The organism is Agarivorans sp. QJM3NY_25 (assembly GCF_050870875.2).
In the GTDB taxonomy this organism is placed as follows: Bacteria; Pseudomonadota; Gammaproteobacteria; order Enterobacterales; family Celerinatantimonadaceae; genus Agarivorans.
Genome location: NZ_CP194041.2, coordinates 1129559 through 1151063, shown reverse-complemented (window position 1 = coordinate 1151063; position 21505 = coordinate 1129559). Strand labels below are relative to the sequence as shown.

Sequence of the window (21505 nt, the reverse complement as noted above, 5' to 3'; positions counted from 1 at the left end):
CGGAGGAGTCTACGCTTGGTTCAATTCAACCCATTGGGCTCGCCATTCAGGGGCTGGGAAATCTTCTGGCCAGTACTCCACTTGTTTCGCGACTAGCCCATCCTTAACGGTGTGAAAGGTAATCGCTCTGGCGTGTAACACCCCATCACTGATCGATACATCACTAACCACTTGATTGCCCTCGGCAAGCAATGAGTTCACTTGGAAGGTCCAGCGTCCCTCAGCCGGATATTGCTGATTAATTTCTGCAAAGTTATTTCGCCCGATGATCCGCTCAGCGGATTGCGGCCAGAAACCTTCAAAATCCTCAGCCAGCCATGCCGCAGCAGCGTAAAAATCATTCGTTCTCATTGCCTCCCAAAATGACCGAACCACTTGTTTCGGCGCAACAAAATGATGCGTTTGAGCCGATGTCATATCATTTTCTTCCTTCATTTATTTGTAAATAACTTTCCCACTCAAAGACCACGTAACATGCCAAGCCGAAAGCTTAAACCCGGCTGAAGCCTAACGCTCAGTGAATGCCAGTTTAATCCCCAATAAAGCAAAACTACCGGCAAAACAGCGCTGTATACATTTACTCAACTTTTGAGAATGAGAAATATACTGGCGAATACGGCTGGCCAACAAGCCATACAAGATAAACACAAACAAGGTGATCAGCATAAATCTCGCGCCTAACCACAGCATTTGCGAGCTATCCACAGCATTGTTTGGCAAAAATTGAGGCAGGAATGCAACAAAGAAAATTGTGAGTTTGGGGTTTAAAATATTGATTAAAAAACCCTTCAGCGCCACCGCCATCATTCCCCGCTGAGCACTCGGTTGATGCAACGACAACGCCCCACTAGAGCGCCACATCAACCATGCCAAATAAAATAAATAAACTAGTCCAACATATTTCAGTACCTGAAATGCAAGTGCACTGCTATGCATAATCACTGACAAACCCAAGATGCTCGCCAACAAGGAAGGTACAATTCCCAAAGTACAACCCACTGCAGCAACGGCGCTCGCCCTCGCGCTAATAAACAAACCCGCAGAAATAGTATATAACACCCCTGTTCCAGGGATTAATACCACCACCAGCGAGGTAAGCAAAAACTCAATACTAATCATCTCTGCATTTTCCTTGAGAATAAACAATCAGCCTGCAAGTCATAGCAGCTTATAAGGATTAAGCGATCATGATGCGTATCGCTAGAATCACAAGCAACTCTTTTCAAGCGCTAAGACCAACACTCATCGTCGATGTTATACAATCACAAATCGCTTGCCAACTCAAAAATTCGGCCTCCAAATCACGCTAATGACAGGAAAATCCAAACAAAACTGAATCCTAAAGATGTCATCGATGACGGCTTCATCAGCCAACTATTGTTAGCAATTATTATTGCGATCACAGTTAACGGATTGAATTGAAATATAATAAACCGATGTTTCTTAATTAAAGAATTACCGTTTCACCATAGGGATAGAATATGAAAAACTACTTGGGTCGAAGCATTGGCATTGGCGCCATGCTGTATGCCTCATCGGCATTTTCTTTACCGTTATACGATGTCGTCGTCGCCTTGGATGGCTCCGCCGATTTTAAGTCGGTACAGCAGGCCATCGATAGTGCTCCATCCGATGGTTCGCCCTATGTGGTTTATATCCGGAATGGGGTTTATCAGGAAAAACTTCAGGTCAAACGCGATAATGTTTACCTGATCGGCGAAGATCGCGATAAAACCATCATTACCGCGACCACCGCCAATAGCATGTTAAAACCCAATGGGAAAAAGTTTGGCACCACAGGTAGCCGTACCGTCAACGTTGATGCAAAAGACTTTAGCGCCCGCTCTCTCACCATCGAAAACGGCTTTGATTTTCCAGCAAACCAAGCCAAAAGCGCCGATGACCCAACTCGCCAACGCGGAACCCAAGCGGTTGCTCTATATGTGGGAAAAAAGGGCGAGCGAGTACAGTTTAAAGATGTGAATCTGCGCAGCTATCAAGACACCCTTTATCTACGTGGCGGACACAGTTATTTCGACCAATCACAAATTAGCGGTACTGTTGATTTTATCTTCGGTCACGGCACGGGATTATTTGAAAACAGCAATATTGTTGCTCGCAATCGCAACGATGTGAAAACTGGTGATGCCTATGGTTATATGACAGCGCCTGCCACCAATATTGACCACGAATATGGCTTGGTCTTTAAAAATTGTCATTTGAGCAAAGAAGCTGGGGTTCCCGCCAATAGTTATGGCTTAGGTCGCCCTTGGCATCCCACCACTAGATTTGCTGACGGACGCTATGCTGATCCCGATGCGATTGGCCACAGCGCTTATCTCAACTGTGAAATGGACGACCATATCTACGGCTGGGATAAAATGAGTGGTAAAGATATCAACAAGAACAAGATCTGGTTCCATCCTGAAGACTCACGTTTTTGGGAGTACGCCTCGCGCGGTGCAGGTGCCAAAACCAATCTAGAAAAACGCCCACAGCTGAGCCAACAGCAGGCTTCAAAATACACCACAAGTCACATCTTAGCGGGTTGGCAACCCAGTATAAGTTTAGGCGATAACAGCCTGCTCAAGGGCGAAGTCTTACATCGTAGCATGCAATTTCCAGCCAGTATTTTGGTCAAAGACAGCTTAGGTAAGACACTCACCAGCAACACCGATGCTCAGGGTCGCTACCAACTGTCGATTACCGGTATGACCCCACCACTGCTGGTATCAGCCAATGACAATAGTGGTGAGTCTTGCTTGCGCAGCGAAACCCAACGCTCGCTCTGCGCCAGTGCGCTAGTGGTTGAGGTGAATAATCAAGGGGAAACCTTAGGCAATGTAAATCCATTTTCGGACTTAATCGTTTCCAGCCTTGCCAAGACAGAAGGGATCAACGGCCCGCAACTTTTAGTCAGCGCCGACAAGCTCCCCGCTTTCTCCCACAAAGCCTGGCAGACCGCCACTAAAAATTTCCAACAAACCTTTGCTGAACTTGCCGCGCAACAGGGTATCAGTCAGTCTTTCGACCCAGTGAGCTACGATGCCAAGTTACACCCTCTCATGACAAGCATCAGCCAGCAAGTGGTGCATAATCGCGCCTATAAAACCTCGACCGGTTTGGCGGCTCAAACTACGCTCACCGACTTAAGCTTTAAACCGATCATCAATTTAGCCAGCATCCCAGAATATACCATCGATGGGATCCAGTTAGCCGAAAGCCAACAAGCGTTAAAATCAGCCGCAACGCGTTTATTTATTGTTGGTGATTCAACTGCTTCTAACTACGAAGCCGATGTTTATCCGCGCATGGGCTGGGGCCAGGCTTTAGACCAATTGCTCGCTGACAATCCTAAACTGATGGTGGTGAATGCAGCACGTTCCGGACGCAGTTCGCGTGATTATATTAATGGACGTTGGTTTAGCGAAATGGGCTCCTTAGTGCAAGCCGGCGATTACCTATTCATCCAATTTAGTCATAACGATGAAAAATGTAATGGCGCGAAGAAAAAACGCGGCCCAATTGATGTCGCCAACCTATGTACTTACCCCAATACACCAGAAGGTCAACCGCAGTTCCCACAAGGTAAGTCAGAATACTCTTTCCAACATTCTTTAGAGCGCTACCTGGCTTTTGCCAAAGAGAAACAATTACACCCGGTGCTACTCACCTCGGTGCCTCGCGCCAAGACCGCCAAAAAGAAACTTGGTGTGCCGCTTAATCCTGTTCAGCATGTCACCAAGAAACGTTCTGACGGTGGCTACCAATTCTATGGCAGCTACACCCAAACCGTGAAAGACACAGCTAAAGCAAATCACGTCCCTTTACTCGATATGCAAAGTAAGGTGATTGCAGCCGCTAACCAAAAAGGTGAAGACGTATGGAAAACCTATTGGTTAGCCGTTGACCCCGCCGAGTATCCTTTCTATAAAAACCGGACTGGGCGCTTGGATAAGCCCGATACGACTCACTTCCAACAAACCGGAGCCGAAGTGGTCGCCAAGTTAGTGCTGAAAGAAATCAAGTCCAACCGAGACTTAAGCGCTCTGGCCGAAAAACTGTAAACTCACCACGAGTCTCGAGCCTCTCCCACCCATTGGTAGGAGGGGCTTTTTTTTGCGCTTGAGATGCGCCCCCAATCGCTACAGCAAAAGTTGAACTGCGAATGAATATTGGCCAGCACCCAAGCAGCAAAATTTGTACTTTATTTTTCTGAGCAGTAGACTACAATACAAACTTAAGTTTGCAAAACGGACATTTGTTTGTGACAAATAGAGAGCAACAAATTCTCACGATACTGCGCGATAACCCAATGATCGCCCAGCAAGAACTGGCCAGCCAACTGGGCATTAGCCGCAGTGCGGTGGCCGGTCATATCATGAATTTAACCAATAAAGGTCTGATTAAAGGCAAGGGATATATTATTGCCTCCCAACGTAGTGCGGTGGTGATTGGCGGCGCCAATATGGATTTATGCGGCAAAGCCAGCGGCACTTTAATTGCTGGCGATTCCAACCTAGGCACCCTGCACAATAGCCCCGGCGGCGTAGCCCGTAATATCGCCGATAACCTTGCGCGACTGGGCAGTAAAGTAGACTTAGTTTCCAATATCGGTAAAGACCAATGGGGAGAGCAACTGATTGCAGCCTGCCAAGAAGCAGGTATTGGCGTGAGCCACTTATTACGTAGTCAAACCAGTCATACCGCCACTTACCTTTCAATCCATGATGCCTCGGGTGAGATGCAACTGGCACTCAACGACATGCGGATCTTAGAAGAACTAGATTCAAGTCAGTTAGTGAAACACAAGTCATTGCTAAGTTATGCAGACCTTCTGATCCTCGATGCCAACCTATCCGAAGATGCGCTGGCCTACTTATTTGATTGTATTGAAACACCATCAATCTTCGTTGATCCAGTGTCCACTAATAAGGCCCATAAACTAAGGCCTTATCTGGGACAAATAGAGCTGCTAAAACCAAATTTAATCGAAGCCGAGCTGCTCAGCGGCGTCACCATTAATAGTGACGATGATTTGCCACGGGTTTGCGAAGCCTTACATCAGGCTGGTGTGAACAAACTGCTACTGAGTCTAGGGGCGCGCGGGATCTACGCCAGTGATCAGCAGCAAGTGATCCGCTTAAGCAATGTAAACCCGCAAGTCATCAATGTCACCGGTGCCGGAGATGCGATGATGGCAGGCATGAGCCACGCAAGCTTACAAAACTGGTCCTGGCAAGACAGTGTCGAATTTGCCTTCGCCTGCGCGCAAATTGCCACCCAATCCGAACACACGATCAATCCACTTATTTCTGAACGAGCGGTACGCCGCCATATGGAGAGTCACCATGCTTAATTCTTTTCTCGACATTCATCCCGAAGTCGCCGCAGCCCTCGCAGCCAACCAAGCAGTTGTCGCGCTGGAATCAACCATTATTTCTCATGGTATGCCTTACCCGAAAAATGTTGAAACGGCCCTGCAGGTTTCGGCGACCGTGCGCGAAGAAGGCGCAATTCCAGCGACCATCGCGATTATTAATGGACGACTCAAAGTTGGTTTAGAAAAGGACGAAATTGAACTACTAGGTAAAGCCGGACTGTCGGTCACTAAAGTCAGCCGTCGTGACATTCCCTTTGTGGTTGCAGCGGGTCAACATGGCGCAACCACAGTAGCGGCAACCATGATCTTAGCCGCCATGGCTGGTGTGAAAATCTTTGCCACTGGCGGAATTGGTGGGGTGCATCGCGGTGCTCAACAAAGTTTCGATATTTCTGCGGATTTAGAAGAGTTATCGCAAACCAATGTCGCGGTGGTTTGCGCCGGTGCCAAATCGATTCTCGACCTAGGCTTAACCTTAGAGTATTTAGAAACCAATGGTGTTCCGGTCATCGGCTACCAAACCGACAGCCTCCCCGCCTTCTACACTCGTGAAAGCGACTTTAAAGTAGATTATCGCTTAGATTCAGCCCAGCAAATAGCTGACGTTTTAAAAGCTAAACAACAGTTAGCATTGCAAGGTGGGGCGGTCATTGCCAACCCCATTCCAGAGCAATATGCAATGCCTAAGGCCAGCATTGATGCTGCCATTGAGCAAGCCTTACAAGAAGCCGAACAGCAAGGGATTAGTGGTAAGCAATCAACCCCCTTCCTACTGGCCCGCGTGTGTGAGCTGACAGGTGGGGATAGCTTAGAGAGTAATATTCAGCTGGTGCTGAACAATGCACGCCTTGGCGCGGCGATTGCCATCGCCTACTGCGCCTAAGTCATATACAGCTAAGCAAGTAATCGACAGATTACTTGCCTGTTTAAAATCGGTAGCTTAAACATTTCGAACTAAGCTACCGTTTGATAACAGTCCTTCAACTAATAAATATCGTAACGTAAATCGATACCAATGGTTCGACCAACATTAGCCTGAGCATAATTTGAGCTACCACTGCTATAGGCATAAGTTCGGTAACGACGGTTAAATACATTATTGGCATACACCGAAAGATTAAACTTGTCATTTGCCTGCCATCCAAGCCGAAGATCAGTGAGTGCATAGCTGGCTTGTCGAAGCTGGTTATCACCATCAAAATAATGCGGCCCTACAACATTCAAAGCCACGCGAGGCGTCAACATGCCATAGGCCCCATCAATGGCTCCATTCAAACTCGTCGACCCGCTAAACTCAGGAACAAAAGGCACCTTGTTTCCAGCATATAAAAGACTGTCATCGGTAAATTCAGCATGTACTGCAGTCCCATCAATATCCCAAGTCCAAATAGGGTTAAATTGCCAACTAGAGCTCAATTCGATCCCCGTCGCATCTGCTGTTCCCGCATTCGATAGTGTTTGCCCACCCAAAGGACCAAAATACAACTGCATATCTTTGGTATGGGTATGAAAAATTGCACTCTGAATTTGCAGCGGCCCCGCCTGATAACGTGAACCCAGCTCATAGTTGATAGACGTTTCTTGCTCATATGGCTCCGCTGATGAGCTCGCGGTAGGAATAATATTGAATCCCGCCGCTTTGTAGCCTTGGGCTATTCTTGAATATAAGTACCATGCTTGATTGAGCTGATAGCCAGAGGATAACTGCCCAAGTAAGTGATTATCTTGCAAACTATTTTGAGCATTATAAGGGGTCCCCATTTGCGAAATAGCATAACTAGTTTTAGCCCGCTCATGCGAGAAACGCAGACCACCTCCAAGATTAAATCGCTCACTAACATGCCATGTTAAATCACTGTAGGCAGCGATCGTTTGCATTGTGGTTTGAGCATCACTAGTTTGATAATTGGGACCTGATAACAAATCATAAGAAAGATTAAGTTGCTGTTTTGTATATTGACGATAGAGCCCGAAAACAGCGTCTATTGTACGTTTAGCTCCGCGGGTAGCGAGCCGAATTTCTTGTACATTTTGCTGCCAATCTTCAGGCATATTGGCAATTACCGAACCATTTGGGAAAAGCCGTTGATAATCTTGTTGTTGAAAAGCCGTAAGCATCATTAATTCCCAATCGGCCGCCGTATAAGTTCCAGCAAGCGATTGGCTATTGGAGCAACGTTTCAAATAGGGATCTGGCGATCCGTCAAGAAGACTTAAGGTTTTATTGTCAATATCATCGTAATCGATATAGGTATCTTGACTCGCTTCGGTACAACTATGACTGATCTTTAAATTGGCTTCCCAAGGATGGTCATCGGGCGCCAAACGAAATGCCATGCTGCCCAACTCACTTGCTGCCCCACCCAAGTCATCACTGCCGGTGGCAGGGTTAGTGAAGTCACCATTATCATCTTGTCTCGATAAAGTCACACTCGCATACAACAGGCCTTTTTGTATCGGCGCGCTTACGTGTATCTTGCCATGATTACTGTGACGGCTTGCCCAACCTCCAGCGACAAAAGCTTGGGTTCGATTGCCTGGTTTCGCTGTCACAATATTGATGATCCCACCCTGCGCACTTTGCCCATATAGCGTTCCCTGAGGACCACGTAACATTTCAACGCTTTGAACATTATTTAAAACTTGTAACATGTCGGTGGCGAGCAGTGGAACACCATCCACATAGATACTCACCGAAGGGTGATAAAAATCTTGCGCCGACGACACCCCCCGCAAAGAAACGATAGGAAACAATAAACTACCACTCTTTTCAATTTTCAAACCTGGTAATACTCGGCTTAAATCTTCAACCTGAGTGACTCTGGCATCTTCAAGCTGATATTTATCCACAACACTCGAAGACACATTAATTGATGATGCCGCGTGAGCGGATTGTTTACTCGCCGTCACGACCATGGTGCCTAAGGCCCCAGCCTCATCGGGACTTGGTTCCGCACCAACTACCGGAGCACTTAACGTACTGATAAAGACCAATAGATAAAAGCCATTAAGGTTCATGTTGTTTCCTTGTCATCCTTTAGTGTTGCAAATGATAATCATTTGCAACACTAAAGACTACCCGAAAAGGTTTTTCTTATGCCCGTTTCGGTATCCATAACATCTTTTAGAAACTACGTTTATAAGTTGAAGGGTTCACCCCAAATTGTTTATAGAAGGCGCTAGAGAAATGGCTCGCATTCACATAGCCAAGATCGGAAGCAACGGTTAAAACTTGTACATTCCCTGCTGACAAGCGCTTTTTTGCTTCTTTCATTCGTTCCACTTGAAATAATCCATAAACACTATTCTCGAATAGTAAGCGAAATCCACGTTTTATCTTCAGCACACTTAAACCCGTTTCGGAGGCCAAACTAGAAATACTAGGTGCCTTAGTTAAATCGGCGAGCAGCAACTCTTTTGCAAGTTGTAGCTTTTGTTGCTCTTGTTGAGTCAGCTTGAAGCCCGTAACCGTTTGTTGCTGATACTGTTCCAACATCAAGCTAACAAAGATGATGCTATGTCCCAACAACCACAACGAAGATGCACTTCGCTGGCTTGGAGGGTATGCAGCCATTTTTAGTAATTTATGTTTTAATAAAGCTGCGGTGGTTTGAATTTCGCGATGATAAGGACTTTGTAGGAAACAACATTGAGCCTTCAACTGAGCTTGAATAACCGCCCCTGGATCAATCCCCCATTGCTCCAAAATACGTGGCTGCACTGCGACAACCAAACTCTCAAATTGCCCTTGATATAAGGCAGTGCCGTGGCAACCAGGGGTGAAGCTAATACAATTAGCCCCCTCAGAAACCTGATATCTTCGACGCGCCTTTTCATGCTTAAGAGAAAATTCTGACTGACCATTTAATGCACAAGTGAAATTTATCATCCCCAAATCATCGTAAGCCCTGAGTTTAAATGGCTCTACCAGCTGACTTTGCCAGATAAATAAATCAATGCCTGGTTGTAACTTGCAACGTAATAATCGGCATTGATTTTGTATTGAAGTATCTTGCATTGGTGTATCTAACAATAATTGGGTGAGCGAAATTTCCGCTTGAAGATTTAACGGTGAAACCATAAAAACGCATCCTTAACTAACATACATCCCTCGATGAATCACTGACTCAAGATGAGCAGTAAACCCTCAATTTAAGCGAGATGGGTTTCGCTTACCGCATTAAAAGGTCTGGCTAATAACAAACCACGTAATTTAAAAATCGCAAAGCCACTGGCTAAAATAGCTAAGCCATAATGAACCGCATAACCAAATTGAGAGATTAACCAGCCGCAAATGACCGCCATGAGGATCCCCACAACCATATCCATAGATTGGAATAGAGAAAAGTCGACTCCCGCCTGCTCACCGTATGACCAGTCCATCATTAAGGTATATAAAGCAACAAATTTAGCTGAACCAACAATTGCGTTCAGGGTAAATAGCACCACCAAGCCCTGGCTTTGAGTCAAAAACGTTGCGGCATAGAAGAAAAATCCAATGTACAACAATAATTCAAGGCATAAACATCCCAACAATAACTTACCAGCGCTGCTGTGCTTGATCAGCCAAGCACTCAAGCCAACACCAATAAATCCGGTCAAGGCACTACCTCCAGCCACCAGCAAACCTAAACTTTCAAGCTGGATCCCTTGGTCATATAAAAAAGGCATCATCATCGCTAACACACTTCGGGTTCCAAACTGACAAAGAAAAACCACGACTAAACCTTGTCGCACTTGGTGCTTGACCAAGGCATTTCTAAGCGAAGGTCGAGTCTTACTTTTAACAGCAGACACAACGACTTTGCTGGTGAATAATTTCAGCGAAGGTAAGGACATCAATCCAACCAATACTATCAACAACAGCAGTGCGGTTTTCCAATCAAAAATGCCATTCAAATAAATGAACACGCCCCCCCCAAAAATAGCCCCCAGATACCCTCCGCCCACTTGCATCACATTCCCAATGTGGCGCTGATGGGGCGCAAGCTGATCCACCGCTAAACCATCGGTCGTAATATCAGCAAAAGTCGACAACAAGGCTAATAAAAATATACCGGAAAACAACAACCAGAGCTGTGTAAGTGCTATTTTTGTCGCAAAGAACAGCAGCAACAAAATGATCAATAATTGAGCACCTAAAATTAGATACCCATGATGGCTAAAATTCGCACCTCGCTTACGTATTTCTTCCACTGTGGGCGACCAAATAAATTTTAACGCCCATGGCAACATCGCGATGTAAAACAGGCCAATATGGGAAGTCGATACACCTTCGGAGCGCAAGATGGCGGGAAGTCCCTGTAAGGTGAACATGCCAATAATGCTTTGGATGGTATACACCCCCGCCATAATGCTCAGCAGAGATCCCAAACCCAATTTCGAAGATAATGGTGTTGCCGTTTGCATCCGATAACCTCAATTAATGACTCAATATTTAGTAATGATTCGTACTTATTCTACAAGGGCAGCTGAGCGGTGGTTAAATGCCTACCGCGGTTTCATAACCCGAACAATTCGCTTTCCATAGCTGTTGATAGCTTGAACTAGAACACAACAACGCTTCATGCTGGCCAACATGACTAATCTGGCCCTTTTCTAATAAGTAAATCCGATCTGAATCAAGCACCGTATCTAGACGGTGAGCAACCGTAATCACCGTTTTTTGGATACTCAATTGCTTTAAAGCCGCCATAACTTGCGCTTGTGTATTAATGTCTAAAGCTGAGCTAATCTCATCTAAAAGCAGGATCGGTGCATCGTGCAAAATCGCTCGAGCAATACTAATCCGTTGCCGCTCTCCTTGTGAAAACTGATTACCATTTTCACCAACCTCACTCTCCAGCCCCTTTGGTAAGCGCTGTAACATCGGTGCCAAACCTGCCGCAACAATGGCTTGCTGCATGCTTTGTTCAGAAGCATCAGGAGCGGCAATCAATAGGTTATCTTTCAGGCTTCCGGCAAATAATTGAACGTCTTGAGTTACATATGCAATATTGCGATAGAGGTGTTCGGTACCTGATTGTTCGAGACTTAAACCGCCGATTCGGATGGTCCCCTGGCTGGGCATATGAAAAGCCGCAATCAGATCTAATAGACTAGACTTTCCCGCTCCGCTTGGACCAACAATAGCGACATGCTCACCAGCCGCAACTTTCATAGAAATAGCATCTAATATTGTTTGTTGATTTAAATGCAAACTGACGGCGTCTAATTCAAGCCCATAACTGGTGAGCGCTTGACCATGTTGCTGCTGAAGGGGGGTATTCGCCAAAGCATACAAACGAAATACAGCATTCACAAAGTAACGTAACATCGCTGAGAAAAAAGCCATGCGAGTTAAGGGCTTGATACAGGCGATCGTGGCGGCAACAGCGACCAACCATTGGGTTGCGGTGAGCGTCCCAATATCGACCATACGAGCCCCCTGCCACATAACCAAGGGTAAGGCTAGCTCAAGTAAGATACAGGCCGCCCTCAACCCCTTTCCTCCGGTAGCCTCTAGCGCTAGTCCTGATTTTCGGACTTGTTCAATTTCATCATTTAGGGGGATCGCCAACTTTCTTGCATTGCCAAAACTCTTAAGCATTGGAAGACAAGCAATATACTCGAGTAGTTTATCGGCGGTCTGGTTACTATGTAGGTGATAATGTTGCGCGGTTTGGTTAAAACGTTTCTCTAGTAACAGCAACACGGTCGATGCCAAAACAATCATCACGACCAGCAATACTGCGAGTATCGGAGAAATCCAACTCAGCATAATCAACATCGCAAAGGGCGCCACGCCTGCGGCTAAAAAATCAGCCACCAAGTGACTAAGAATATCCTCAAACAACTTAAGATCGGTGGTAATTTGTTTCATTCGCTCGCCAAGTCCTTTGCCAACGAGGCAAGCCAGCGGCTGCTTTCGAAGATCATTTAACAGCCGCTCTCGCAATTGATGCGTAATATGATAGGCGCCAATAAAACTTTTTTTTGCCGTTTGCCCTATCACAAATTGCAACGCAATTAAGCCAATCGCAAACAAGAATAAGGCATACAGTGGCAGCGTCATACCTTGGAGTAAAAAGATAAATAGCAGACTCCAAAGCACAACTGGCACTAGTTCGGCCAACATTTTTCCGATAATCCCGAGCCAAAATTGGCGACAACTGGCGCCACTATATTGAAGTAAGAAGCGAAACTTAGTCATGGTATTCCTCTACTATCGCGCTATCACACAATCGCCAACGACGATTCGCAGTACTGACTTGATTCGGCTTGTGAGTAATAATAATTTGAATTTGATGCGGCGAATAACCACGTAGCGCCTCAAGAACCTCTAACTCAGTTTGAGCATCAAGGTGGGCTGTAGACTCATCTAACACTAAGATAGGCGTATCCGCTAGCATCGCTCTAGCTATGGCAAGGCGCTGCATTTCGCCACCACTAAAACTACGTCGAGTTTCATCCATTTGGGTATCTAGTTGATGTGGTAACTGCTCAACCATATCGCTCAAGCGCATTAAATTCAGAACGGTCCAAATCACCTCATCCTTAATATTTGAGTCGCTAATCAGTAAGTTAGCTCTGAGCGAAGCTTTAAAAAATATCGCTTGTTGACCAACCAAGGCGATTAAACCTGCACGTTGTTGATCATTTAACTGACTCACCGGTATATCGTTGATGTACCAATCACCTTGATCAGCCTTTAATGAGCCACTTAGAATTCCGATAAGAGAGCTTTTACCCGAGCCAGATGCACCATAAATAAGTACACGTTCACCCGGTAATATGGTGCCCTCAGCTTGCTTGAGTATCGTTTGCTGCCCCTGATATAAGCAGACATCACGGCATGTCACTGCTTTAACGGGCTCGCTCCAGCGCTGTTGTTGCTGTATTTTTTGGCCAAATAGCGGAATGATTCGGTCTAATGAGAGAAGTGAAGATTGCATTTGACCCACCACCTGGGTTAAGTCTAACCACGGTTTTAACAAACCAGCAGTAATCACTGCAACCATCACCAAGTCGGGTTTGGTCATCGAACCATCAATCACAAAAGCAATCGCAAATGGAACAACCAGCATAAATGAGCACTGGGCAATCGTGACAAAACTAATCCAGCCACGGATCATTTGTTGGGTATAACTAATCACAAGGCGATGGTGGCGTCGCATTGCCTGATATAACTGCTGATAAGCTTTCGCATCCACCGAAAATAGTTTCATCACGCCAACACTGCGTAAAAACTCCAGCTGAGCGGCATGCATTCGAGCTAAAACATCATGGTACTTATGGAGCCTGCCTGAAAATCCACGCATAAATAAAAATTGAATACTTGCTGCAATGGGCAAGGGAATAAAAGCTATTAGGCCAATTCGCCAATCGATATAAAAAAGCAAACCAGCCAACAAAATAGGCATCAAGATCCCATTGATGATGTCAGTACTGTGGTGAGCAATTAGAGGCTCCAAGGCCTGACAATCTTCTGAGATTCGTTTCTCAAGATCTGCCCTGTGCCAAGTTTTTAATCGCTCAACGGGCATTTCAGCCAAGGATAAAATAATATGTTGGCGTAGTTTCGAAATTACATGGTAGGCCACAAGGTGAGCTTGCCACAATGCGCAAGAGTGAAGCAGATAGCGAATAATTAGCGCTCCACTCAACAACAAAACATAATCACCAATTGGCTGCTGAGCAAGCATGGATTGAGCACCGAGATAAACACATAACCATGGAATGAGCTCAATGATAGAAGCTAGAACTGCACACACGATTGATGTAATGACGCGTAAATGTGTCTCCTTTAGTATTGAAAGAAAAGCCTGCTTTCTGGACATCGACTGATTAACTAACATCTGCCACCAATGCAAATAAGAATCATTGTTATATGAGTGGTAAAAGTCTGCTGTCACTTTCAGGAAATGAAAAGGTAAATTTAGGAATTTATCTTTCGAAACTCAGAGGGAGTAAGTCCGATATGACGTTTGAAAACTTTGGCAAAATAACTACTAGTTTGAAATCCAAGTGAGAATGCAACATCTGTCACAGGCTTTAATCCCGATTTAAGCTGATGTTGAGCTTGCTGAATACGGTATTGCTGGATCCAGGATGCAACCCCAATGCCATACTCTTGATGAAAAGCTTGCTTCAAATAACATTCATTCGTTGCCAGGGCCTTTGCTAAACTAGCAATGGTCCAGTTCAAATCAATTTGTTGTCGAACCAAAGTTGTTGCTTTTTCAGCTAACGATTGAGGTCTCGACTGGGATATAGCTAAAGCTAAGATTTCATACATCTTGCCGAGCATCCACATCCTTCGCGCTTCTCCTGACAGCCGACAATTCCATACTGAATTGACCACATAACGCAACTCCCCTAATAACTGAAACTGCCATCCGGCCTGGTACAACTGCAATGGCACAAAAAAATCATCCACACTATCCTTCATCAATAACTGACAAGGTGGTTGCTCTTGAGGAAAATGGATCCGGATCGCCTGAATTTGCGCATTGGTTGGGAGAACTAGTGTGTCATGCCACCTCGATTCGGGTAACACTGTCACCATAAAACGATGTACAAATGCAGATGCTGGATAGTCAGGGAAGTCAGGATTGTAAGCACCATTATTTCCCATAATAGTAAGATAACCACCCGCGTTGACAGGATCATTTAATATGGTGGTTCGGGATGCTTGAACATTGATGATATCGACTCTTAATCGACCATCAAGGTACACCGTATCTAAACAACCAATAAGCGATTGTGCTTGTTTTATTTGAGTAACCAAATCATCCATATGGTTTCACTGTTATGCTTATTAATCACTCATTTAAATAATAATGATTATCATTTAAATGGCAATCAATAGATCTCTAATTGTTTTGGCTAAGATGGGCAATTTTTGACTTAAGATGATATAGGAGACTTATGGAACAATGTCGAAGTAGAGGAAGATGAATATTGCGATAGGATACGAGGAATAAGCTCAATTGCGTCACGAGTCGATAAACGACAAGCAGATAAGGCCATGTCCCTGGCAATACTGAGCAAGCAAATAGGAGTGCACTGCTCCGTGCTAAAAATAAATTACGAAAGACTGATAAACGTCAAACAAAGCCTGTCTCAATCAATTGCTGATTAGCAATGGCGATTTTTCGACCCCAAATAAAATTAACTAAATAAGCTTACAAGGCCAAACCACCAATAAAACAATGTTTAACTACCTTTCGTTAGTTCACCCAACTTAAAGTGAGCAATAATTGAATAGTAGCTGTCACTGCAAACATAGTTACCAAAGTAGCGATGTCAGTTAGAGTTTTGTGCAACTTGCCATTACTGCTTGATTTTTTTGTGTTGTTTACGTCAAATTCTGTAGTTACTGATGAGTTCATGTTGTTTTCTCCGAATGATTACCTAATCCACATCACAATTCTCTACCTATATGTGACATAGATCAACTTGTATTTGTAATTATTTTACCTTTCTGACAAAAAAGAACATTTATTAAGATTTAAGCTTATCTCTGAGGAAGCCTGAGCACTTTCGTTAAGCAAGCAACCAGCTATTGCTAATGTATGTCCTACTAAGGGGCAGCTATCACAGCCAACGAGGCGCTGCGACTCCTTTGAGCTCGCACAATCAACAATGAGTAATGCCTAAGCTTAGACTCCCACTAAAACCGGCAGACTGTATCCATGAAAATCTAGGAAATACCAAGTGAGTGAAGAACCGGGACTAGTGCAATAACCAATGGAAATAGAGGATGGGATCTTGAGGAAATGAAACAAGCTGAAACAATCTCATAAACTGCGACTGTTTCAGCGAGAGGGATACAAGTTACTTCAGGGTGAAATAACTCACCGATTTATTCAACTCATTGGCCAATTCATCCAATGCAGCTACCGTATCGCGACATTGTTCAATTGAATCCGCAGTGCCTTGCACCATTCCTGAAATATTTTCGACGTGCATAGTGAGTTCGTTTGAGGCTTGCTCCTGCTCGGAGGTCGCACTTGATACTTCACGGATCATATTCAAGGTATCGGTTGAACTGGTTTGCACGTCACCAAGCATTTGAGTCACCTCAACTGAGCTAGAAACGCTATCTTGAACTTTCGGAAGGATAGACTCTAAAGCCTTCGCCACTACGTCAGTATCATTCTGAATCACGTTGATAGTCTCTGTAATTTCAGCGGTTGCGGTTGCGGTACGTGAAGCTAAGGTTCGCACCTCGTCGGCGACCACTGCAAAACCACGACCTTGCTCACCCGCTCTAGCCGCCTCAATTGCCGCATTCAGTGCTAACAAGTTGGTTTGGTCGGCAATGTCTCGAATCACTTTCACAATACTGCCGATTTGATTAGAGCGATCTTGTAGGTTTTTAAAGTCGGACATTGAAGTGCTAATTTGCTCAGAAATTTGATTAATCACATCACTCGAGCGCTGCACCAATAATTCACCATTTTTACAGACCTCGTAAGAGTGCTCTGAATTTTTCTCAGTTTTTTCTGAACTAGAAGATATTTCTTTGATACAACTGGACATCTCAAAGATCGATGCGGCGGTAGAAATCGATGCGTCTGAAGCGCCCTTTGAAGTATTGGTAATCATCGCTACCTGCTCATGTAAAGCTGCGGTCGCTTCCGTCAGATGATTTGAACCTTTAAGAATATCAGCAACCATTGTCTTCAATGAGTTTTGCATGAAAGCAATTGAACCAAGCAAGCTATCATCGGAAAACTTACCTTCAATTTTTTCCGACAAGTCTCCTTTAGCGATGCGACTGGTCACCTCAACCGCGTAATTTGGCTCTCCGCCTAACTTAGACAAAATGAGTTTCAACATAAATATCGTTAAACCAACCACCACAATAATGATTGCAGCCGCGATTAACAAAAACTTAAAAGCAAAATCCCAGTAAGTTTGCTCAACATCATCCATATAGACGCCGTAACCCACTACCCAATTCCACCCTGGAAGTTTAGTCATCCCATTTACCTTAATCACTTTAGTGTTGGTATTGGGTTTAAGGTTACTTCCCACAGAGAAGGCAAAGTCTTTATTCTGGAGCTTCTCCATATGCTCCTGATAAGACTTCTGAAAAATGCCCATCTTCTCGGGACGAATATGTACCCTAGACATGCCCTTGTTATCATTCGACCATACATAGGAAGCACCAAACCGGATCCCCGATAGAACTTCAACGACTTTTGCTTCTGCCTCTTCGCGCGTAATTAGTCCCTTTTTGTTTTGATCAATATAAAGTTGAGACTGAGTACGGGCAAAAGTTAATATTGACTGAATTTCATGTTTACGGCTCTCGATCAAACTAGACTTTAACTCCGTTAATCCAAAAATACCCAGTGAAATAAATCCCAAAATAACAACGATCATTAAGTAAGTTAGTTGTCTTGAAAGCTTCATATGCAATTCCATTTATCCATAGTTTTATTATCCATCACTTAGCCAAGCGAATAAGTACATTATGGAATGCCTCCTTCACTCTAGCCAATTTAATCGCGTTTTTTTTACAAATTTTTAGCACTAAAACAAAGCCTAGTACTTGATTATCTTCAAGCAGATAAGACGTTCATCAAGCAATCACTCCCCTTCACCACAACGATGGCTCACGTTCAGCAAGCCAAAGGCGCTTATTCTGCATAGCAAGTGGATCACAAATCAATATAAAACGTATCCAACCTAAAAAATGAAACGGTATTTTATTTTATAATGAACAGCGGCCTATCAGAAGAATAGGGAATCGACAGATATAGCGTGAATGGCAAGAATCATTTACAAAGTCACCAGAACAAGCCTATCGTTTACATACATTCAAGAAATAAAATCGGTATTCCGTTCTGTGCCACGGTCTAATCAGACCTAATGTTTCAGCTTGCACTGCATCAATGGCGGAGAGCCTTCACTTTGGTTCTCGCCGCAAAATAGGTCGAGTCGTCACACTAATTTAAAACATAAAAAAAGCGGCACGAAATGTTGTGCCGCTCTAGTCTAATTAGACCTAATGTTTCAGCTTGCGCTGCATCAATGGCGGAGAGCCTCCACTTTGGTTCTCGCCGCAAAATAGGTCGAGTCGTCACACTAATTTAAAACATAAAAAAAGCGGCACGAAATGTTGTGCCGCTCTAGTCTAATTAGACTTAATGTTTCAGCTTGCGCTGCATCAATGGCGGAGAGCCTTCACTTTGGTTCTCACCGCAAAATGGAGCGGGTCGTCATACTGATTTTAAACATAAAAAAAGCGGCACGAAATGTTGTGCCGCTCTAGTCCAATTAGACCTAATGTTTCAGCTTGCGCTGCATCAATGGCGGAGAGCCTCCACTTTGGTTCTCGCCGCAAAATAGGTCGAGTCGTCACACTAATTTAAAACATAAAAAAAGCGGCACGAAATGTTGTGCCGCTCTAGTCCAATTAGACCTAATGTTTCAGCTTGCGCTGCATCAATGGCGGAGAGCCTCCACTTTGGTTCTCGCCGCAAAATAGGTCGAGTCGTCACACTAATTTAAAACATAAAAAAAGCGGCACGAAATGTTGTGCCGCTCTAGTCTAATTAGACTTAATGTTTCAGCTTGCGCTGCATCAATGGCGGAGAGCCTTCACTTTGGTTCTCACCGCAAAATGGAGCGGGTCGTCATACTGATTTTAAACATAAAAAAAGCGGCACGAAATGTTGTGCCGCTCTAGTCCAATTAGACCTAATGTTTCAGCTTGCGCTGCATCAATGGCGGAGAGCCTCCACTTTGGTTCTCGCCGCAAAATAGGTCGAGTCGTCACACTAATTTAAAACATAAAAAAAGCGGCACGAAATGTTGTGCCGCTCTAGTCCAATTAGACCTAATGTTTCAGCTTGCGCTGCATCAATGGCGGAGAGCCTCCACTTTGGTTCTCGCCGCAAAATAGGTCGAGTCGTCACACTAATTTAAAACATAAAAAAAGCGGCACGAAATGTTGTGCCGCTCTAGTCTAATTAGACCTAATGTTTCAGCTTGCGCTGAGTGTGGAGAGAGTACTTACGTACAGGGGCAGCTATACCCCGGGTGTAAACCACGAGCCCTTAAGCTCGCTTTTTGTGCCCTTCCTTCAAGTGCACAAAATCGACATCGTCATAACCTTTAATATCAAAAGCTTGACCAAATCCTTTTACATAACGTCCGTTAATCGGCGTTAAACGAAATAACTTAAAATCACTTAACTGACGAAGATTTTCGACAATATCGCCATGGCGTTTGGCTAATAAGTCCAGCACTTGCTCTCTGGGCTCAGCATCGACTTGTTGCGCAATCACTTCATAGCTCAAGCGTTTACGGGCATAAATTTGCTGAGAGCTCGTCTCATCTTCAATCAACATTAGCGCGGCTTTTTCATGCGCACGTAAATAGTGAGCATGTTTGGAGATGTCGCTAATAAAAACAAAAAATTCTGCCTGATAAAAAACAAACGGCGAATACGAATTGTGAGGGAAACCATCTTCCCCCTGAGAAGCCAGTATTAAACTCTGCTGTTGTTCGATAAACTCTGCGATTTCAGGCCCTAAACGCGAGGCCAAACGCTGCTGTTTCTCACTCTTGTCACTGCTCACTAGCAATCCTCTACTTCTTTCACAGCCATTTTTTGCTTTAATAACTCAAAACGTTCCACTTGATTGGCGAATAAGACTCGCTTACGGTCACGCCCCAAGTACACCTTAAAAATGGTGTCTCCCCTATCATCAAAAAATTGGAAGCAATAACTTTCTGTACCGCGCAAAGGTTTACTCACTAAGGCCACCTGAGCGATGTTTTCTAACTTAAGATGACCATGTAAGTGGCTTTGCTTGTCCATTAAATTGTAATAACCATGACCCAATTTCCCCGCAGGAAAACTATCCTTAATTTCAAAAACTGAACCCGCAATCTGAATAATTGTGGTTAATGGTCCCCAACTCGGCAAATCATAGAGTAACCATTGTAATTGTTCAGTGACTAACCAACATGCCATATGTTCAGGCAAATGGGCGACAACTTCTGCTTCACTAGATTGAGCTTTCTGGGCTAATTGAGCCACACTTAAATCTGGATACTGCTCAAGCACGTCTACTACAGATAGCGTCATTTAACTCTCCTATCGACCACTGACTAAGCAAACGCGACCGTCCGCTTAACAACAATATAACCACCTTAACCCAATCATCAATCGAATGCAAATCATTATCATTTGTATTTACTTGAATTTGTTTTATCGATATTCTGTTGCTTAATTGAGGGCAATAGCGGAATAAAAATAGATGGGAAAGTTAACTATCGCGATCGCGCTATCCGCTGCTATCCACGCCTATTTTATATTACTTAAACCTTCACCAAGCCCTCTGCAACTAAATAGTAGTGGCGACATTGTGGCATCGAAGGTCGATGGAATCAGTATTAGTACCAAAATATTGAATGCGCCAGAGCAAGCTGAAGCTCCTTTTATAGGCGAGCCAGATGTCGCCCAAGCTCTGGTCGAACATCCTCCTCAGTCGGTGATGCAGAGCGAGTTATCTCCGCCCCCCGCTCAAAAACCAAAGCGCAAGCCTAAACCCCAAACGACACCAACTAAATCGATAGGAATCGTTGAGCATGAAAAACAGCCCCCAACAGACGCACTGCTTCACGCCGTCCGCCAAACCCAAGCAGCGCAACCGCAACAAACTAAAAAGACGCCTCTGCCCACAACTCACCCCAAAGCAAAGCCAGTTAATCAGCAGCGCACTAACCCTAACAAATTAATACCAGAGGCTGAGCAATTAACTCAAACCACCTCAGGAATACCGCAACAATCGAGCCGCTCGAAACCGAGTCCGCAACAAGGTCTAGCACAACTACCAAGACTCAATAGCCAGCCACAATTTGCCCATCCACCGAAAGCCCCGGTCTATCCACGCTTGGCAAAAAAACGCGGACAGCAGGGCAAAGTGATAGTGGAAGTTTGGTTAGACCCTAAAGGACGGCAAATCAAGCGGGAAATAAGCACTAGCTCAGGCATTAGTAGCCTCGACCAAGCCGCATTAAACGCCGTTCAACAATGGCCCTTTAAGCCACTAGTGATTGACGGTCAAGCGCAAATGTCTCGCGTATTTATTCCGATTAAATTTAAATTAAGTTGAC

15 protein-coding genes are annotated in these 21505 nt (G+C 44.6%); 4 read left to right on the top strand and 11 right to left on the bottom strand.

Annotated features, from left to right (window positions below):
- Positions 1–9: 9 nt before the first annotated feature.
- Both ACRRSW_RS05310 and ACRRSW_RS05305 read right to left on the bottom strand, forming a co-directional pair.
- Positions 10–417 carry a nuclear transport factor 2 family protein gene (locus tag ACRRSW_RS05310; protein ID WP_432461071.1) on the bottom strand — a complete coding sequence of 136 codons (408 nt, stop codon included), beginning with the start codon at positions 415–417 and terminating at the stop codon, positions 10–12.
- 90 nt (positions 418–507) lie between these two features.
- Positions 508–1119 (bottom strand): LysE family translocator, encoded by a 612-nt coding sequence (locus ACRRSW_RS05305; RefSeq protein WP_432461070.1) that lies wholly within the window; start codon positions 1117–1119, stop codon positions 508–510.
- Between the two features lie 362 nt (positions 1120–1481).
- On the opposite strand from ACRRSW_RS05305, the gene ACRRSW_RS05300 reads away from it, so the two are divergent.
- From ACRRSW_RS05300 to ACRRSW_RS05290, 3 genes are all read left to right on the top strand, one after another.
- Positions 1482–4067, top strand: coding sequence for a pectinesterase family protein (locus ACRRSW_RS05300; RefSeq protein ID WP_432461069.1), 2586 nt, complete (start codon positions 1482–1484; stop codon positions 4065–4067).
- 200 nt (positions 4068–4267) lie between these two features.
- Positions 4268–5359: a PfkB family carbohydrate kinase gene (locus ACRRSW_RS05295; protein WP_432454236.1), complete on the top strand. Its 1092-nt coding sequence runs from the start codon at positions 4268–4270 to the stop codon at positions 5357–5359.
- The gene (locus ACRRSW_RS05290; RefSeq protein WP_432454237.1) at positions 5352–6266 is read left to right on the top strand and encodes a pseudouridine-5'-phosphate glycosidase; all 915 of its coding nucleotides are present in this window, start codon (positions 5352–5354) and stop codon (positions 6264–6266) included. Before ACRRSW_RS05295 ends, ACRRSW_RS05290 begins: the two co-directional genes overlap by 8 nt.
- Positions 6267–6367: 101 nt before the next feature.
- Here ACRRSW_RS05290 and ACRRSW_RS05285 read toward each other — a convergent pair whose 3' ends face one another.
- The 9 genes from ACRRSW_RS05285 to hutX form a co-directional block, all read right to left on the bottom strand.
- Positions 6368–8401, bottom strand: a complete 2034-nt coding sequence (locus ACRRSW_RS05285) for a TonB-dependent siderophore receptor (protein WP_432454238.1) — start codon at positions 8399–8401, stop codon at positions 6368–6370.
- 106 nt (positions 8402–8507) lie between these two features.
- The gene (locus tag ACRRSW_RS05280) at positions 8508–9464 is read right to left on the bottom strand and encodes a helix-turn-helix domain-containing protein (RefSeq protein ID WP_432461068.1); all 957 of its coding nucleotides are present in this window, start codon (positions 9462–9464) and stop codon (positions 8508–8510) included.
- 71 nt (positions 9465–9535) lie between these two features.
- Entirely contained in the window at positions 9536–10792 is a 1257-nt protein-coding gene (locus ACRRSW_RS05275; RefSeq protein WP_432461067.1) for an MFS transporter, read from the bottom strand.
- Between the two features lie 73 nt (positions 10793–10865).
- Positions 10866–12575, bottom strand: a complete 1710-nt coding sequence (locus tag ACRRSW_RS05270) for an ABC transporter ATP-binding protein (protein ID WP_432461066.1) — start codon at positions 12573–12575, stop codon at positions 10866–10868.
- Positions 12568–14202, bottom strand: a complete 1635-nt coding sequence (locus tag ACRRSW_RS05265) for an ABC transporter ATP-binding protein (protein ID WP_432461095.1) — start codon at positions 14200–14202, stop codon at positions 12568–12570. The genes ACRRSW_RS05270 and ACRRSW_RS05265 overlap by 8 nt, the downstream gene beginning before the upstream one ends.
- Positions 14203–14300: 98 nt before the next feature.
- Positions 14301–15161 carry a helix-turn-helix transcriptional regulator gene (locus ACRRSW_RS05260; protein WP_432461065.1) on the bottom strand — a complete coding sequence of 287 codons (861 nt, stop codon included), beginning with the start codon at positions 15159–15161 and terminating at the stop codon, positions 14301–14303.
- 1040 nt (positions 15162–16201) lie between these two features.
- Complete coding sequence (locus ACRRSW_RS05255) at positions 16202–17788, bottom strand: methyl-accepting chemotaxis protein (protein ID WP_432461064.1); 1587 nt, start codon at positions 17786–17788, stop codon at positions 16202–16204.
- A gap of 1649 nt (positions 17789–19437) precedes the next feature.
- Entirely contained in the window at positions 19438–19962 is a 525-nt protein-coding gene (locus ACRRSW_RS05250; RefSeq protein WP_432461063.1) for a pyridoxamine 5'-phosphate oxidase family protein, read from the bottom strand.
- Positions 19962–20474 carry a heme utilization cystosolic carrier protein HutX gene (gene hutX, locus ACRRSW_RS05245; protein WP_432461062.1) on the bottom strand — a complete coding sequence of 171 codons (513 nt, stop codon included), beginning with the start codon at positions 20472–20474 and terminating at the stop codon, positions 19962–19964. Before hutX ends, ACRRSW_RS05250 begins: the two co-directional genes overlap by 1 nt.
- A 172-nt stretch (positions 20475–20646) precedes the next feature.
- On the opposite strand from hutX, the gene ACRRSW_RS05240 reads away from it, so the two are divergent.
- The gene (locus tag ACRRSW_RS05240) at positions 20647–21504 is read left to right on the top strand and encodes a TonB family protein (RefSeq protein WP_432454247.1); all 858 of its coding nucleotides are present in this window, start codon (positions 20647–20649) and stop codon (positions 21502–21504) included.
- The last annotated feature ends 1 nt before the right edge of the window (position 21505 follow it).